This is a genomic window from Mucilaginibacter gilvus (assembly GCF_004054195.1).
Classification (GTDB): Bacteria; Bacteroidota; Bacteroidia; order Sphingobacteriales; family Sphingobacteriaceae; genus Mucilaginibacter; species Mucilaginibacter gilvus.
The window spans coordinates 161,650-178,135 of the sequence record NZ_SBIW01000003.1 but is presented as its reverse complement, the minus strand read 5'-3'; the positions used below and the strand labels follow the sequence as shown (position 1 = coordinate 178,135).

The window sequence follows — 16,486 nt, the reverse complement described above, 5'->3', positions numbered from 1 at the left end:
TACGCCGTCCAAATTAAAAATTTATTTTACCTGCAAATACTTGCCGGGGTTATTATCATCGCTGATAAACCAACCAATGTTGCCATCCGTATCCCGGCCAAGTTTTGCGCCGGGTACTGGTGGTGTATTTGCATTTACGGGCACGGGTTCTGCCGGAGGGGCCACGGCAGCAGAAACAGGCTCGGGTTGTTGTTGCTGAGGCGAAAAGAAGCCGGCTTCTATCATCTCATCAATACTCTCACTAAATGCAGCGAGCATGGTTTTTATATCATCCCCGGTATGCGCATCAGTTATAAAGCATGGAAAACCGTCTAATATATGAATTCCTTTTAATCGCATCAAAGTAAACAAAAGTTCGCTGTAAGGGATGTCTTCCAGAAATTTCATCCGCCACAGAGAGCCAAAGCCCACAATGGTAATAGGCACCCCCTCTTTTTTACATTTCGCCTCCATGCCTTCGGCAAACATGGTGGTTAAGCTGGTCAGTTTTTCCTGCAAGGCCGGGCCGCGCGCTTTCATGTACGTCAGCGATGCTTTTGCGGCGGCTAACGCAAGCGGGTGGCGTACAAACGTACCGGCAAAATAGGTTACTCCAACTTCCGGCACAGAGCCGTCGCCAAATTGCCACTGGCCGCCATCGAGCGCGTCCATATATTCTTTTGTACCGCAGATAGCGCCAACAGGCATCCCACCGCCTATTACTTTGCCGTAAGTACCAATATCGGCCTTTACGCCAAATATGGCCTGGGCACCGCCCGGGTGCATCCGGAAACCACTGATCACTTCGTCGAATACGAGCGCTATTTTTGTTTCGGCGGTAATTTTTCTAAGTTCTTTAAGAAACGCTACCGGCTTAAATTCCGGCCGGCGGCTTTGTACGGGCTCTACCAATACCGCGGCTATTTCATCAGCGCGTTCTTTAATGATGGCTAAAGTTTCATCGGTGCCGTAATCCAGTATCAGCATGGATTGTACGTTCTCTGATAAGATCCCCGGTGCAGCCGGTACCGTTTTATGTTTTTTGGTGGCACGTACTATCACCTCATCCATAATACCATGATAGGAGCCAGCAAAAGCGACGATAAGCGAACGCCCGCTAACTGTACGGGCTATACGCATGGCACCCAGCACCGCTTCGGATCCAGTATTACATAAGCCCGCGCGATCGAACTGGGTAAATTCGCAAAGCAGCTTACAAACATCACCCGCCAGTTCGTGCTGCGGGCCAATTTCATAACCTTTATCCACCTGCTCGTGGATGGCCTTGGTTAAAAATTCGGGCTGATAGCCCAGCATGTTGGAGCCAAAACCATTCAGGGCGTCTATATATTCGTTGCCGTCCACATCCCACAGGCGGCTGCCTTTAGAGTGGTTGATGATGATGGGGTAAACCATTTCTTTGGTGAGCGGGCGGAAACCGCTTACCACCCTCGGGTCGGCCATGTAAGGGCGGTGCTCCTGCGTTTGCTCCTTGCTCTTTTTGGTTTTGGTGTTATAATCTTTGGTAAGCTTATCTATAAAGGCCTGCTGTTTATCGCTGATGCCCTGCACCTGCCGCTCGATGCGTGCGGTAGCGCCGAATGGTTTTTTAAGTTCTACCATTTCCTCGGCACTAATATCTGATGCCGATGCCAGGGATATAGCAGGTTTGGCGGATGGCGCGCCGTTGGATAGCGATACCGGCGGCGGCGTTAGCTGCACGGTAGTTGTACGCACCTGTGAATAATCAACCACTCCACCCTGCATCAATGCTACCTGGTTTGCCAGCAATTGCAACTGCTGTGCTATCATATTCAACGCCTGTGAGCTACCTTCGGCAGGTTGTGCCGAATGAAATACGGGTTGCTGATACGTAGGCTGCTGGTAAACGGGCTGAGGCGCAGCCTTTGGTGCCGATGCCCCGGGCTGGAATTTATCCGCGGGCAAAATGCCATCTAAATGCGCGGCCAACAACTCCAGCGAGTTATATTCCTCAAATAATTTACGGAAAGTGATGGGAACATTAAATTCCTTCTTCAGATTGGTAGCGATCTGCGTAAGCAATAGTGAATCGAACCCGATCTCGATAAAACTGGCGTCGCTGCTATCCACATCAATTCCGGATGTGTCTTCAAATATATCCCTCAGTTTATCAACCAAAAGGTCCTTTCTTAGTGGCATATCTTGTTGTATTTCTGTGCTGTTTTCTATGAGTTGTTCTGTTGGGGCTTCAAAGGGTGGTGTTAAATGGCTTAGGGGTATCACAGGCTCTATCCAAAACCGTTTCCTGTCGAAGGCGTAAGTAGGCAAATTTAACTGTAGCCTGCTTTGTCCCTGGTAAAAGAGCTTCCAATCCGGGTCGATGCCGTTCATCCAAAGATGGCCCAGAGCCTGCAGAGCCGAGCGTACCGGCAGGTTGCCTTCAGCACTATCAATCCCCGCTATGGTGGTTATTTGTTTTGGCGATGCCTGCTGGCGAACCATGGTAGACAATACGTTACCGGGGCCAACCTCCAGCATGATGCGGCTTTCGTCTTCGGCAAGCAGGTTGGCAACATCGGCGAATCGGACGGTACGGCGTACATGCATGGCCCAATATGCCGGATCCAGTGCTTCGGCCTCGCTCAGCCATTTACCGGTGATGGTAGAGATGATAGGCTTGGTTGGCACCTTTAGTTTTACTGTTTTTACTACCGCCTTAAACGGCTCCACCACGCTATCCATCATGGCAGAGTGAAAGGCGTGGCTGGTTTGTAATACTCGTGTAGCGATGTTTTGCTCCGCAAGTATTTCGGCAAATTTGGCTATGTCAGCGGCAGGGCCGGCAACAACGGTTGCTGTTTTTGTGTTGACAACGGCTATTGATAATGTATCGGGCAAAATGGCTTTTACAGCCGCCTCCGGCATCCGTACCGACAGCATATCGCCGCCTTCGGCCTCACTCACCATTTTAGCGCGGGTGGCAATCAGTTTAACAGCATCTGGCAGGGAGAAGATCCCGGCTAAATGCGCGGCCACAAATTCGCCAATGCTATGCCCGGTTAGTACGGCCGGCGTAATGCCCCAACTCATCCAAAGCCTTGCCATGGCGTAGCTGATGATGAACAAAGCGGGCTGGGTATATAAAGTGTTTTTTAGCGTTTCGGTAGCGGCTTCGTCGTCGGCATCACTAAATATTACGGAAAGAATATCCTCCTGCGCGGTGCCTTTTAACAGGGTTACGCATTCATCAACGGCCGATCTGAAGACTGGTTCCCCGTCGTAAATATTACGGCCCATATTTACAAACTGGGCACCCTGGCCTGGGAACATAAAGGCGACTTCGGTAGCCTTTGCGCTGATCTTTTTAAAGTCGGGCTTCGGGATGGCAGTCGCGAGTTTTTCTAACAGTTCTTCCCGTGTTGCCGCTATCGCGATGTAGCGGTTAGCAAAATCGGTACGCCTGGTTTGCAGGGTGTACGCAATATCAACTAAAGAAGCAGTTTCGTTATTTTTTATCCATGCCGATAACTTTTCGCGGTATTTATTGGCACTGGCCTCCGTTTTTGCGGACCATTGTATCAGGTGCAATCCTTTGCCTGCATCGGATGCTTTAACTGCCTGCGGATACTCCTCCAAAATCACATGCACGTTGGTGCCCCCAACGCCGAATGAACTTACGCCCGCTATGCGTTTTTTATCGGTATCCCAATTGGTAAGTTTTGTATTTACGTAGAAAGGGCTGTTCTCAAAATCAATGTTCGGGTTGGCCCGGGTGTGGTATAACGATGCCGGTATTTGCTTATGGTAAAGCGCTAAGGTAGCTTTTATAAAGCCTGCCACACCAGCTGCCGCCACCAGGTGGCCCATATTGCTCTTTAACGATCCTATGGCGCAGTACTGATTCTTATCCTGCGGACCAAAGGCCATACGTAAGCCTTCGATCTCTATCGGATCACCTAAAACGGTGGCGGTACCGTGTGCTTCTACATAACTGATATCTGCCGCGGAAACGCCCGCGTTTTGAATGGCCATGGCAATTGCGACTGCCTGCCCTGCGGCATTTGGCGCGGTAAAGCTGCCTTTGCCGGCACCATCGTTATTTAAGCCTACGCCTTTTATCACACCAAAAATGGTATCGCCATCGGCCCGGGCTTCTTCTAAACTTTTTAATAGCACTACCCCGGCCCCATCGCTAAACACGGTGCCATCGGCTTCCGCGTCAAAACTGCGGCAATGCCCATCGGCACTTAGCATAGTGCCTTCCTGATATAAATGCCCGCTGTTTATTGGTGAACTGATGGATACCCCACCCGCTAATGCCACATTACATTGCCCGTTACGGATGCTATCTACCGCCTGCGCTATAGCCAGTAAGGAAGTGGAACAAGCCGAATGCACGCTCACGGCGGGGCCTTTCAAATCCAGTTCGTAGGCTATGCGGGTAGCTATGTAATCTTTCTCGTTTAGGGTGGTCACCAAAAAGCTGCCAACCTTATCAATAAGGTGGCGGTTGGGGATTACGTTGTTGATATAATATGTATTGTTACCACAGCCCGCAAAAACGCCCACCCTGCCATGGTATTGCGATGGCAGGTGCCCGGTGCTTTCCAGCGCTTCCCACGTCAGTTCTAAAAAGATGCGTTGCTGCGGATCCATCAGTTCTGCAACCCTTGGGCTCAACCCAAAAAACGCCGGGTCGAACTTGTCTGAATCATCCACCACACCGCGTGCCTTTACATAGTTTGGCGCGAAGCGAATTTCCTGGGGAATAGATTGGTCGAGCTCTTCATCTGTAAAGAACCTCGTGGTTTCGCGACCCTCTACAAGGAGTTTCCACAACTCATCTACATTATTAGCGCCCGGGAAACGGCCCGCCATACCAATAACGGCTACATCGCCATTACCGCTTTTTACGCGCAGCTTAGGCAATACCGTTTCGGCGGCTTTACTGTCAGAACCATCCAAATGCGCCGAAACGCCGGCTATGGTTGGGAACTGGTACAGTTTAGTTATAGGGAGTACGAGGTTGAATTGTTTTTTTAACGCCGCTACGGTTTTTAAGCCCAGCAGTGAGTTACCGCCAAGGTCGAAGAAGTTATCATCGATACCGATCTCCTCCAACTGGAGCAGGTCCATCCAAATACCTGTTAAGTGTTTTTGGGTGATGGTTGATGTCGGTTTATATAGCGTTGCCAGCTCGGGGCGTTTCAGATCGGGCTTTGGTAAGTTATTTCTGTCTACCTTGCCGCTGGTGGTTTTAGGGAGTTCCGTCATCCACACAAAGGCGGATGGCATCATAAATTCAGGCAGTTTTTCTTCAATACTATCCCTTATCTGCGCTGTGCTCACCTTACCGTGCGATGCCACCAGGTAAGCCACCAAACGCTTATCGCCGGGGTTGTCTTCGCGTGCTATTACTACAGATTGCTGCACACCATCCAGCTGGTTCAGCAGCACCTCTATTTCGCCAATCTCTACCCGGTTGCCACGGATCTTTACCTGTGTATCCTTACGGCCAAGGTATTCTATATTTCCATCCGGCAGAAAACGACAGAGATCGCCGCTGCGGTATATGCGGGTGGTTTCGCCGTTATGTTGCCAGTCCACAAACTTCTCCGCGGTCAGTTCCGGGCGTTTTAAGTAACCATAGGTTACATTTATTCCGCTGATACACAACTCCCCCACTTCGCCATCAGGCAATGGGTTCAATTGCTCATCAAGCACAAAATTTGTGGTGTTATCTATCGCCTTGCCTATGGTTGGCAATAACGGCCAGGTTTCGGGCGCGCCCTCCAGTTTTAAAGCAGTACTGGCCACACTGGTTTCGGTTGGGCCGTACATATTATAAAATATGCAGTTTGGCAGCGCCTGGAAAAAGCGGATGATTTGCGGCGTAACTTTTAACTGCTCGCCCGCGGTTATTACCTCGAGTAATGAGTCGGGGTAGAACAGTTCGGCGTCCGCAATTTCGGTGAAATATTGTAGTGCGACAAAAGGGACGTTGATGCGGTTCACCTTCATTTCGTCCACATAGTGGATAAGCTTAACAGGATCAATACGGACTTCATCTGCAACCAACACCAGCGTACCGCCGATGCAGAGCGTACAAAACACCTCCACTACCGATGCATCAAACACCAGCGGTGCAAATTGCAGGGTTTTAGCGCCTACACCCATGTATGGCGAAATACGCTTGTGATAATATATTAAATTAACTACCCCAACATGCCCTACACAAACCCCTTTAGGTTTACCTGTAGAACCGGAGGTATAAATAATGTACGCGATTTTGGTACGGATGTTCTCTTTCGAGTCTGGCGAGGAATTGTGCTCCCCATCCGATTCGATAACTGTGACCGGCAAGTTGTTAAACAGCGCTTTTTGCGCCCCGACGGCCAAGACCGAGTTTACGCCCGAATCGGCTATGATCTGCTCCAGCCTGTCGGCAGGATAAGTGGGGTCGATAGGCAGGTAGGCTTTGCCGGCTTTTAAAACCGCTATAAGGCTGGTAACCGTTTCTATAGCGCGAAGCGTGCTAACACCAATAACCAGCGAACCCGGTGCCTGGTTAATAATAGCATTGGCCAGCAGGTCGGCACGTTTATTTAATTCGAAGTAGTTGATCTTTTTTTCGCCAAACTGAACAGCCGTAACATCGGGAGTTTGCAGCGCTTGTTTTTCAAACAAAAGGTGCAGAAACACATCCCCGGCAGGCTCCCCGGTATAAATATTATCGGTAAGTATATCCATTAAGCTGAAAAGCAGATTAAATTTAAAATAACCTGAAGATTTTGGTTGTAATCGGTCATGAAATCGGGTTTAAGTTAAAGATTTTTATCGTACGGCTAAAACCCGGCAACCCTATTTTTTCATTTAATTTTCATGAAATCTTGCCCTTTAAGCATCAATTAAACTACACTTAATGCATTTCAGTTAGCAGCAATTATAGCTGCACAACCATTGGCTACATAACCATTGGTTAAACAAGAAGCTAAGACCGGCCGGAAAAAATAGTAATTATGGAAAAGTAATTTGATTAGGCAGACCCACAACCACCTCGGGGCGATTTTTGTGCATCTCGAATACGCCGGTAACGCACAGGTATTTTCCTTTAAGGTTTGCCCAGTCTAAAACAATTTTATTACCTTTTACAGCAATGGTGTATTTCTGATTAGGGTAATTGCCACCCATATTAATGAGCGTAAGCGTATCGCTGAAGATTTTGATGGAATAAACGCTATCGCAAAGGGTTTTTGATTTGCCGAGGTTCTTTTTAAAATCCTCAGCATTAAATTTTTGCGCCGACGCCTTAACGCTGAACGTTGCGGAAATTATAAGGAGTAATAATAGTTTTTTCATGATCCTAAGCTATATGCAATTACAAACAAAAGGTGCCGAAGTTTAAATCAACGGAAATTAATTCTCTTCTACGTACTTTTTAAAGTTGTTTAGTATGGCCTGCCAGCCCTGCCGCTGCATCTCAACTGGGTTCGTGCCTTCCGGTTCAAAGGTTTCTACAATTTTGGTGACCTCATCATCCTCTGCATCAGCGCTAAAAACAACATTTACTTCGCGCCCGTCGGCAATAGTGTAGGCTATTTGTTTATATTCAACAACCTTGGCGTAGGTTCCCTCAAAATCAAAACTCTTACTTCCATTCTTAGCAGCCATGGTTGCACAAAATTTGCCGCCGACTTTAAGGTTGTTGGTTGCTTTTGGGGTGTGCCAATCGTCGCTTGCATTGTTCCATTTGACGATATGCCCGGGTTGCACCCAAAGATCCCAAACTATTTCTATCGGTGCCTTAATAGTTGCTTCTATGGTAATGAGTTGTTTGGATGAATTTGCCATGATATTTTAGCTTAACAATATTTGTGGGCAATATACTACTTGCAGGGCATATTAAATACTACCCCACCATGGCTTTGGCCGCCTTATCTGCATTTAAAGGCGCAAGTTTTTGGTATAGGGAGGCCGGCTGAAATGGCTTTGAGAGATAATCGTTCATGCCGGCGAGGTTAATTTTCCCGTTGATATTGTGCGATACCGATGCCGTAAGCGCGATGATAGTGATGCGCGCCTTAACCGGGTCTGCAAGCGCGCGGATAGCGGTAGTTGCCTGGTAGCCATCCATAATAGGCATGTGCAGATCCATCAGTATCGCATCAAAACTGCCGGCCAGTAATTTATCAACCGCGTCCTGCCCGTTGGTGGCAACAACTGATGTGGCGTTCCATTTGGTTAACAGTTTTACCAGTAATAATGAATTTATAGGGTTATCTTCCGCTATCAGGATATTAAGGCCATCTAATCTACTATCCATCGCGGGGAGTATGGTAACAGGGTTAATAACGCCTTGGTACAAACCAAAATCCATATCAAACGAAAAGGTGGAGCCCTCCCCCTGCTTGCTTTGCAGCCGAATTTCGCTGTTGAAAAGTTTTAATAATCGTTTTACAATAGCCAGCCCAAGCCCTGTGCCACCATAATAGCGGGTGGTATCTACCGATGCCTGCGTAAATGGGTCGAATATGGCGCCCTGTCGGTTTGGGGCGATGCCTATCCCAGTATCAGCTACCGAAAAATGCACCTGCATATCATCCCCGGTTTGGCCAATTGAGGTTACCTGTACGCTAACGCTACCTTTCTCAGTAAATTTAATGGCATTGCCCACCAGGTTATATATAATTTGAGTAATGCGGGTTGGGTCGGTAATTACCCATCTGCCTTTCAAATTTTCGTCTACCTGCAGCAATACATCAAGGCCTTTTTCCGCCGCTTTCTGCTGTAGCCCGGTACATACCTTATGCAGCAGATCGGGCAAATTCACCGGGATGGCTTCCAGTTCTATCTTATCGTTCTCTGTTTTGTTGTAATCCAATATATCGTTTACCAGCGTCAGCAAGCTCATCGCCGAAAATTCGAGGATATCCAAGTTCTCGGTTTGCTCTTCGGTCGCGGTATCTTTTACCAGGTTGGTCATCCCTATCACCGCGTTTAATGGCGTACGCAACTCGTGCGACATGGTAGACAAGAACACCGAACGCGAATCTGCAAGGGCCTTGGTTTCTGCAACTGTCGCCTCCAACTTTTTATTCAAGGCTTCTTTCTCAATAACATTAGCGCGAAACGCGCAATAAAACAGGTAATGTACCAGCAGCATGGTTATAAAATTCATAAAAACAGCTGCTTCGAAGCCGGGAGACGGTAATTCTTCGGGCACTGCAGACAGGTGCCAGCTTTGGCGGCTGGTAACAGCCAGAAAATACATCACCGGTAATATGCCCAATATGCTGTAAATAACCGCGTAACGGCTATCAATAAGATAATAGCTTACAAAAGTTACCATAAAGACAAACTGTATGGTAACAAAATTGATGTTTTGCTGAAAAATAAAAATATTACCCCAGATAGCCGCTATACCGATTATGACCATCCCTTGCGAAATAATGTTGATATTAAGCGGCTTGTATAACAAATATTTGGTGAGCCCGATATACAGTATAAAAACAAAGATTATCCTGTAAAGCTGTTGATCTTTTATGCTGTGAAATACCATGGGCAGTATCACCAATATCTTAAGGATGGATAGCAGCAGGATAGCATATACAATTTTTATCCTCGCTTTTTTTAGATTATCGGGTTGCTGCGCCAATACCTTTTTTAGGGAGAAATTAAAAAAAGATATGTGCATATCCATGGGCATCAATGAAAGTGATTAGGCGATATTAACTTGAAAGCTAATTTATTAAAAAATATCTAATAAAAATTCCAAACCATCAACATCAATGTATTTATTACATTGGCGGCCCAAGTTTATATCGTGTGCAATAGTTATACTGCTAATAACGGCAAATAGTTACAGCTAATTACATGTTGCGCCACATATAATAGGCTTGTTACAAAAGCCCGGAAAGAAAAAACCGCAGGGCGGTAATGCCGGTAAAATATTTTTGCCACCTTTACTTTATAATCCAAGCCAAATTTTTAACCCATTATGCTTACCGCCATCAACCCAAAACTCCCCATGCGCAATAAGGCCCTTACGCGCGATTTCTATCTCAATAAACTCGGCTTTACGCAATTTGGCGGCGATTATGATGGCTACCTGATGGTGGAAAAAGACAATATCCAGATCCATTTTTTTGAATTTGCAGACCTGAACCCAAAGGAAAATTATGGGCAGGTATACATCCGTACCGACGATATAGATTCATTTTTTCAATCCGCAAAAAAGAACGACGTAAAAGTTACCGCCTTGGAGCATAAACCCTGGATGCAAAGAGAGTTTTCCATTCACGACCCGGATAACAATTTGCTTACCGTTGGGCAGAGTATGCTTTAGGCAAAGCGTAACAGCAAAAAGCCTTTAATTTTTCGACTAAAGGCTTTCTGATTTTTTTTAAACGATAAATATGCAATTAGCGCATACGGCTGGCATTTGTTTAGAAGTCGGAAACTAAAAAGCTTGCAGCTACTGATGCCGGGAATTGGGTGCTGACACTAACGTCTTCGTCAGATACCAGCGGATTTGTAAAATCAACTTTTTCACCAAAGTTGTCTTTTCCGTTAAAGACCACAACCCTCTGGCGATTTCCGGTAACCGTGTAGGTGCTTTTAAGCTGCCACCACATAAAAGATGCCCGAACAATCTCTGTTTTGGCATTGAAGATCTTCTTTTTAGTAACGGCTGCTGCAAGCGACACCTCCGCAGAGAGTGACAGGCTTAATTTTGCACCTATATCAATAAATGACCCCACCTTTAACCCAAGCGAGGCGGAAAATTCCTCACGGAGCCCAACACTCATCGCCACGCCGATAGTTACAGAATCTTCCTGTGTAAATGGCGTATCAGGCGTAATGGTGCAACTGTTTACACGCACCCATTGTTGCTTGAATTCTAATTGCTGATTGGTAAGCCGTTTTTCCAATCTAACATTCATTGGCAATTCCTTTTCGATAATGGTTTGATTGGGCAGGGGTATCGTCAGTATTACCTTTGCCGGTGGCGGAAATGGGAAATCGTTAATGCCGTTAGGCGCCGGTGGATCTGGTAGTAATTTAATTGCTGGTATTGTCATAATAAAAAAGGTTTTAAGTTTCTGCAAGATAGCCTCACGCCATCTCAAACTTCAGGGTGAATAACCCTTTATTAGGAAAGAAGAATAGGTTATAAAAAGGTGCTATACAACCTGTGATGGTAAATAAAAAAAATTGCGCACCATCAATAATATCGACGCGCTTATTTTAAAAGACGGTGCAAAGGCATCTGAATATCTTTACCGGAAGATGATGTTAGCGTTATCATCCTCTATAATTTTTACACCGGGAAATTGAATCTATCGGAACATCGGTTCTGGCTATTCTGTATGATTAACCATATCATTTTTTTGAAGAGATACAGGTAAATGCCGACGTATTGGAAAAGTATGTGGGTAATTACCAGATCAATGCCAACTACCATATTAAAATTACGAGGGAAGCTAATAAGCTGTTCGCGCAACTAATCTCTGCCCATACGGCGCGTAGGTCGTTTGCCATCAACATGTATTTGATGGGTGCATCATCTATTGCCATTATGGCCATCATCGGCCATCGTACAGAAAAAACATTTCTAAAATATTTTAAGGCTACTCCAAAAGAGCATTCAGTATGCTATCGTAAGCTTGTGCGGGTTTAATGATATAACACAACTTGTTATTTAAATGCAAGTCATTTAAATAGGTGACCGTCATCATTCCGCTGGCTTATTAATTAGCGGAGTTTTACAGCAATTAAAACTCTTATGAAAACCATACTCATCACCACCGACTTTTCGCCGAATGCCGCCCATGCTGCCGCTTACGGTTATAATTTGGCCAAGCAAGCTAAAGCAAATATCATGTTGGCAAACGCCATCAATATCCCTGCCGAGATGCCGCAGTCCGGGATGATTGTTTGGCCAATGGAACAGGAAAATGAACTAATGGATGGCAGCACAACTGAATTACAAAAACTAAAAGCCCACCTGGAACAAAATGACTATTCGGACAATTTTAGGCCAAGCGTGAGCTATGTTAACGAAGCCGGAAGAGTTACCGACGTGATTGAACATATTGCAGATAAAAACATAGGGCTAATTGTAATTGGCAAACATAGTAGCGACGGGCTCAGTACCTTTTTATTGGGTAACCATTGCAGCACTTTAATTGATACCGTTAACAAACCTTTATTAATTGTGCCGGAGGCAGCGCCTATTAAGCCGGTTAAAAAAATAGCGTTCGGTTTCGACTTTAACCATATTAACAAACAACTCGATTCTATTTATCAACTCATCGCTTTAGCCAAACCGCTTAATGCAGATATCCTGTTAACCCACGTTTATAAAGAGCAACAATCTACCTCGTTGCAATTAATGACCGATGAGTTGATAACAGACATATCGAATAAGGCAAATTACCCGCACATTTATTACCGCGCAATAAAAAACAGCGATACCGAAAAAGGACTTAACTGGCTTTGCGAACACGGGCATATAGATATATTGGCTATGGAACACAGGCATTACAACTTTATTGAAGACATTTTAAATTTAAGCCATACTCAAAAAATGGCTGCCCATATTGCTATACCGCTACTGGTTTTCCATACAGGAAACTAATGTTTACGATCTTTTATATCGGGGTGCATCGTCATCCTGTTATTGCTTAGCTACCCGGATATTTGAAATAAAAAAAATCATCATGCAAAATATATTTATAGCGCCCGCAATTGGGAATGACAACGAAGAAACAGTCACTAAAACTGGCCTTTGGAGCAAATGGAATGCATTTGCCGATGCGCAGGCCGATAGCAAAACGCTTTGGTTTATTGTGTCGTTAATAGCACAGGGCGTTTTGTTTCTACCGGTACCGGCCGCCCTCATCTATTATTTTAACGCGCCGCTTGCTGTGCTGGCTGTAACGCTGGGCTTATACTTTGCAAACATTATCTCGGGCATGGGGGGCGCAGGCATAAGAGTAATGCTGTTGTTTTTCCTGGCAAGCGTGTTCATTCACTTTTTAATGATCGCTGTTTTTATCTTTTAGCGAATAACTCTTGAAAACACAAAGGCCGTTAGCAGATGATGCTAACGGCCTTTGTTTTAGTTATTATTTACCTTAAATTTTCGGAAGGATAGCCCTGCATCCTTTTTGGCAAACACAGGCTTCGCCAAGGCATTGTTTTGCTTGCAGTCTGTCCAGGTTCCGGATGGTTTGGTCGGCTATTTCCTGCAAGGCTTCTTTTGTAAGATACGCCTGATGAGGCGTTACCAACACGTTATCATATCCCATCAGCATTTGCAGTAAGGTATCCTTGTATTGGTCTTTAGTATGGTCCTCAAAAAACAAGCCTTTTTCATGCTCATACACATCCAAACCAAGGTAGCCTAACTTCCCTGTTTTTAGCGCGGTAAGTACATCAACAGTATTGATGAGCCCGCCTCTTGAGGTGTTAATTAGCATTACCCCATCCTTCATCCTGTTCAGCGTATCATCGCAAATGAAATATTTATTGGCCGTGGTTAAGGGTAAATGAAGCGATATAACATCCGATGCAGCAAGTAGCGATTCTAATGAAGCGGATTGTACACCGTGTGCTTCGCCCTGTAGATAAGGGTCATGGCCAATTACAGTACACCCTAAGGCATTGTATATTTTGGCAACAGCAAGCCCGGTATGGCCCAAACCTATAATACCTACGGTTTTGCCGGAAAAGTTAAAACCTATCAGATCTTCGTTCCTAAAATCAAACTGATGGCTATTTTTATCCGCCTTAACCAACTTGCGATTAAGCGCCAAAGCCAGGGCAACCGAGTGTTCGGCAATAGCTTGTGGCGAGTAGGATGGCACGTTTGATACCTTAATGTTATACTTGTCTGCAGCTTCTTTGTCGATGTGATCTGTACCGGTAGATCTTGTGATAATGTATTTTATACCCAGCCCGGCGAGTTTTTCTATTACATCCGCGTTTACATCATCGTTCGTAAAAACAATAATGGCGTTCTTACCCTCCGCGTAATTTGTTGTTTCCGAATTTAGGGGATTTGATATAAGCGTTATATCGTGTTTTTTTTGATTGGCTATCGCCAGATATTCCTTTTCAAAAGGCCTGATACTGTATGCTACCGCTTTCATGATTTATAATATTTGAGCAAAATTACCCCGAAAGAGCGGGTTGCACCGTGAGGGCGGTCAGCGGTAAAAATGATACCTGTCAGTTTTTCATTTTAGCAAGGCGGGTTTCATCCAGGATAGTTATCAGGCTCGCGGTTTTCTCTATCAGGCGCTCATCCTTAAAATCAGACAAGGTGCGGCTAACGGTTTCGGTAGCCATGCCCGCCATAGCGGCCAGGTCTTCGCGCGATACTTTAAACCCGCTGGTTTCTTTTGGCCGGGTTCGGTATAAACGCAATAATACATCGGCAAGTTTTTTTCGTACCGAGTTATAAGCCAGCTGCAGCAATTGTTCTTCTTTTTCCCTTATATCTTTGGCGAGTAGCTTGATAAATTCCCGGCCTACTTCGGGGTGTTTGGTTAATAATTGATCCAGCATATCCTTTGGTATCGAACACAGCGTACTGTCTTCAACAGCGGTTGCAGTGTCGCTATAAGCTTGATCGGATAGAATAGCGTTTATGCCGAGATAATCTTCGGCAGTATACATGCCGGTCATCAATTCGCGGCCATCCTCTGCCATTTTAATTGTTTTTACGCGCCCGCTCACAATCAGGTATAAGCCGTTCCCTTTATCGCCGTCATAGTAAACTACCTGGTTCTTTTTAAAAACCCGTATTTTGCGCTCATTTATGATGCATTTTAACTCGGCCATGCCATCTAAATTGGTAACCAGCGAACTAAGCTGGTCTAACGATGTGCTATAGAATTTACGTTGGAGTTCTTTTTTCTTCAGCCGGCTTTCAATGGACTGTAAGAGTTCCATGTCGTCAAAAGGTTTGGTGAGATAATCGTCCGCTCCCAGGTCCATTCCCTTGCGAAGGTCTAGATGCTCTGCCTTCGCTGTAAGGAATATAAAGGGTATGGTGCTGGTTTCTATATGTTTGTTTAAAATGTACAACACACCGTACCCATCCATTTCGGGCATCATAATGTCGCACAAAATCATATCCGGCTGGTGTTTTAGCGCAAGTTCCACACCGGCCTTGCCATTGTTGGCGTTATATACTGTATAGCCTGCAAGTTCTAATATCTCTATGATATTTTCGCGGATGTCGTTGTTGTCTTCAATTACCAAAACCTTTTTCATGTTGTTACGAATATTATGGTAAAAATGGTACCCTGGTTAACCTTACTTTCAAAATTCACACTTCCCCCCATCAGATCTATATACCGGGCTACAATGTTCAGTCCCAAGCCCGTACCGGGGATGGTGCCCGTATTGTGAGCCCTAAAAAAGGCTTCGAATAAATGCTTCTGATCTTTTTCGGGGATGCCTATGCCATTATCTTTAATGGTGATTGTGCATTTCTTCTTATTTATCTCCGTAGTAAAATCAATAAAAGTGTTTTCGCCGGAGTATTTTATGGCATTACTTATCAGGTTGATTATGCAGCTCTTTAACAGGTTTTGATCTAAAATAATGGTACTGATTGTACCCGTGTGCTGGTAAATAATGTTCTGATGTTGCTTGGCTATTGCCTGCATTTCTTCGGTTATATCTTCGGATAATTTCACCAGATCGAAGGTTGCGGTATTGGGTTGTTCCTTTCCGGCCTCCAGTTTTTCTAACGAAAGAAAATCATTTAATATCGCCGTTAGGTTAGCTACGCCGTGCTTTATTTTACCCACATGCTTTCCAATATTGGAGTTATTCAACCTTTCCGCGTATCGCTCAATTAACCCTGCGGATAACTGAATGGATGTTAGCGGCGTGCGAAATTCATGCGATGCAATAGATACAAAACGGCTTTTTAACAGGTTCAGTTCCTTCTCCTTATCAAGCGATAGGCTTACTTCTTCTTTGGCAAGTTCTAATGCAGCCACCGTTTCGTTTAATGATCGCGTTCGTTCATCCACCTGTTCTTCCAGGTGCGCGGCGTAGTCTTTCAACTGCGCTTCTGCTTCCTTCTCACGGGTAAGGTCGTGTATAAATCCTGTATATATCTTTCTGCCGGAGTACTGCACTTCGCTTAAAGCCAACCTAAACGGGAAAACGGTGCCATCCTTCTTTAGTCCCTTCACTTCGCGGCCAACACCAATAATGTGTGCCTTGCCGGTGCGCTGGTACCTGTCCAAATACTCGTCATGCTGTGTTTTATCCGGCGGCGGCATTAGCATAGATATATTTTTGCTGATAACCTCCGCAGGCGCATAATCAAAAAGCGTGCAGGCCGATGGATTAATGGTTTCTATTTTCCCGCGATCATCTATGGTAATTATTCCATCGATGGCATTTTCTATAATAGCTTTAAGTAATGCTGCGTTTTCCATAAAAAAAGTTATCCTCTACGGGCAACTTAATACAAAGTTAACGCGGATGCAACTTT

12 protein-coding genes are annotated in these 16,486 nt (G+C 45.3%); 4 read left to right on the top strand and 8 right to left on the bottom strand.

From position 1 onward, the window contains the following. Positions 1–21: 21 nt before the first annotated feature. The 4 genes from EPL05_RS06820 to EPL05_RS06805 form a co-directional block, all read right to left on the bottom strand. Positions 22–6,711: a polyketide synthase gene (locus EPL05_RS06820; protein WP_128533209.1), complete on the bottom strand. Its 6,690-nt coding sequence runs from the start codon at positions 6,709–6,711 to the stop codon at positions 22–24. A 267-nt stretch (positions 6,712–6,978) separates the two neighbouring features. Further along, a complete protein-coding gene (locus EPL05_RS06815; RefSeq protein ID WP_128533208.1) occupies positions 6,979–7,320 on the bottom strand; it encodes a hypothetical protein in 342 nt (113 codons plus the stop codon). 57 nt (positions 7,321–7,377) lie between these two features. Further along, positions 7,378–7,812 (bottom strand): SRPBCC family protein, encoded by a 435-nt coding sequence (locus EPL05_RS06810; protein WP_128533207.1) that lies wholly within the window; start codon positions 7,810–7,812, stop codon positions 7,378–7,380. 58 nt (positions 7,813–7,870) lie between these two features. Further along, positions 7,871–9,661 carry an ATP-binding protein gene (locus tag EPL05_RS06805; protein WP_166727652.1) on the bottom strand — a complete coding sequence of 597 codons (1,791 nt, stop codon included), beginning with the start codon at positions 9,659–9,661 and terminating at the stop codon, positions 7,871–7,873. Between the two features lie 297 nt (positions 9,662–9,958). On the opposite strand from EPL05_RS06805, the gene EPL05_RS06800 reads away from it, so the two are divergent. Then, positions 9,959–10,306, top strand: coding sequence for a bleomycin resistance protein (locus EPL05_RS06800; protein WP_128533205.1), 348 nt, complete (start codon positions 9,959–9,961; stop codon positions 10,304–10,306). Between the two features lie 100 nt (positions 10,307–10,406). On the opposite strand, the gene EPL05_RS06795 is transcribed toward EPL05_RS06800, so the two are convergent. Further along, positions 10,407–11,042, bottom strand: a complete 636-nt coding sequence (locus EPL05_RS06795) for a hypothetical protein (protein ID WP_128533204.1) — start codon at positions 11,040–11,042, stop codon at positions 10,407–10,409. Positions 11,043–11,380: 338 nt separating this feature from the next. On the opposite strand from EPL05_RS06795, the gene EPL05_RS06790 reads away from it, so the two are divergent. The 3 genes from EPL05_RS06790 (at position 11,381) to EPL05_RS06780 (ending at position 13,028) form a co-directional block, all read left to right on the top strand. Next, on the top strand, positions 11,381–11,641 hold the full coding sequence (locus EPL05_RS06790; RefSeq protein WP_166727651.1) for a site-specific integrase: 261 nt from the start codon (positions 11,381–11,383) through the stop codon (positions 11,639–11,641). Between the two features lie 105 nt (positions 11,642–11,746). Continuing rightward, positions 11,747–12,601 (top strand): universal stress protein, encoded by an 855-nt coding sequence (locus EPL05_RS06785; protein ID WP_128533202.1) that lies wholly within the window; start codon positions 11,747–11,749, stop codon positions 12,599–12,601. Positions 12,602–12,683: 82 nt separating this feature from the next. Continuing rightward, positions 12,684–13,028, top strand: a complete 345-nt coding sequence (locus EPL05_RS06780) for a hypothetical protein (protein WP_128533201.1) — start codon at positions 12,684–12,686, stop codon at positions 13,026–13,028. A gap of 72 nt (positions 13,029–13,100) precedes the next feature. Here EPL05_RS06780 and EPL05_RS06775 read toward each other — a convergent pair whose 3' ends face one another. From EPL05_RS06775 to EPL05_RS06765, 3 genes are all read right to left on the bottom strand, one after another. After that, positions 13,101–14,117 (bottom strand): 2-hydroxyacid dehydrogenase, encoded by a 1,017-nt coding sequence (locus tag EPL05_RS06775; RefSeq protein WP_128533200.1) that lies wholly within the window; start codon positions 14,115–14,117, stop codon positions 13,101–13,103. A gap of 79 nt (positions 14,118–14,196) precedes the next feature. Further along, positions 14,197–15,246, bottom strand: coding sequence for a response regulator (locus tag EPL05_RS06770; protein ID WP_128533199.1), 1,050 nt, complete (start codon positions 15,244–15,246; stop codon positions 14,197–14,199). Beyond that, positions 15,243–16,430 carry a PAS domain-containing sensor histidine kinase gene (locus EPL05_RS06765; protein WP_128533198.1) on the bottom strand — a complete coding sequence of 396 codons (1,188 nt, stop codon included), beginning with the start codon at positions 16,428–16,430 and terminating at the stop codon, positions 15,243–15,245. The genes EPL05_RS06770 and EPL05_RS06765 overlap by 4 nt, the downstream gene beginning before the upstream one ends. Positions 16,431–16,486 lie beyond the last annotated feature (56 nt).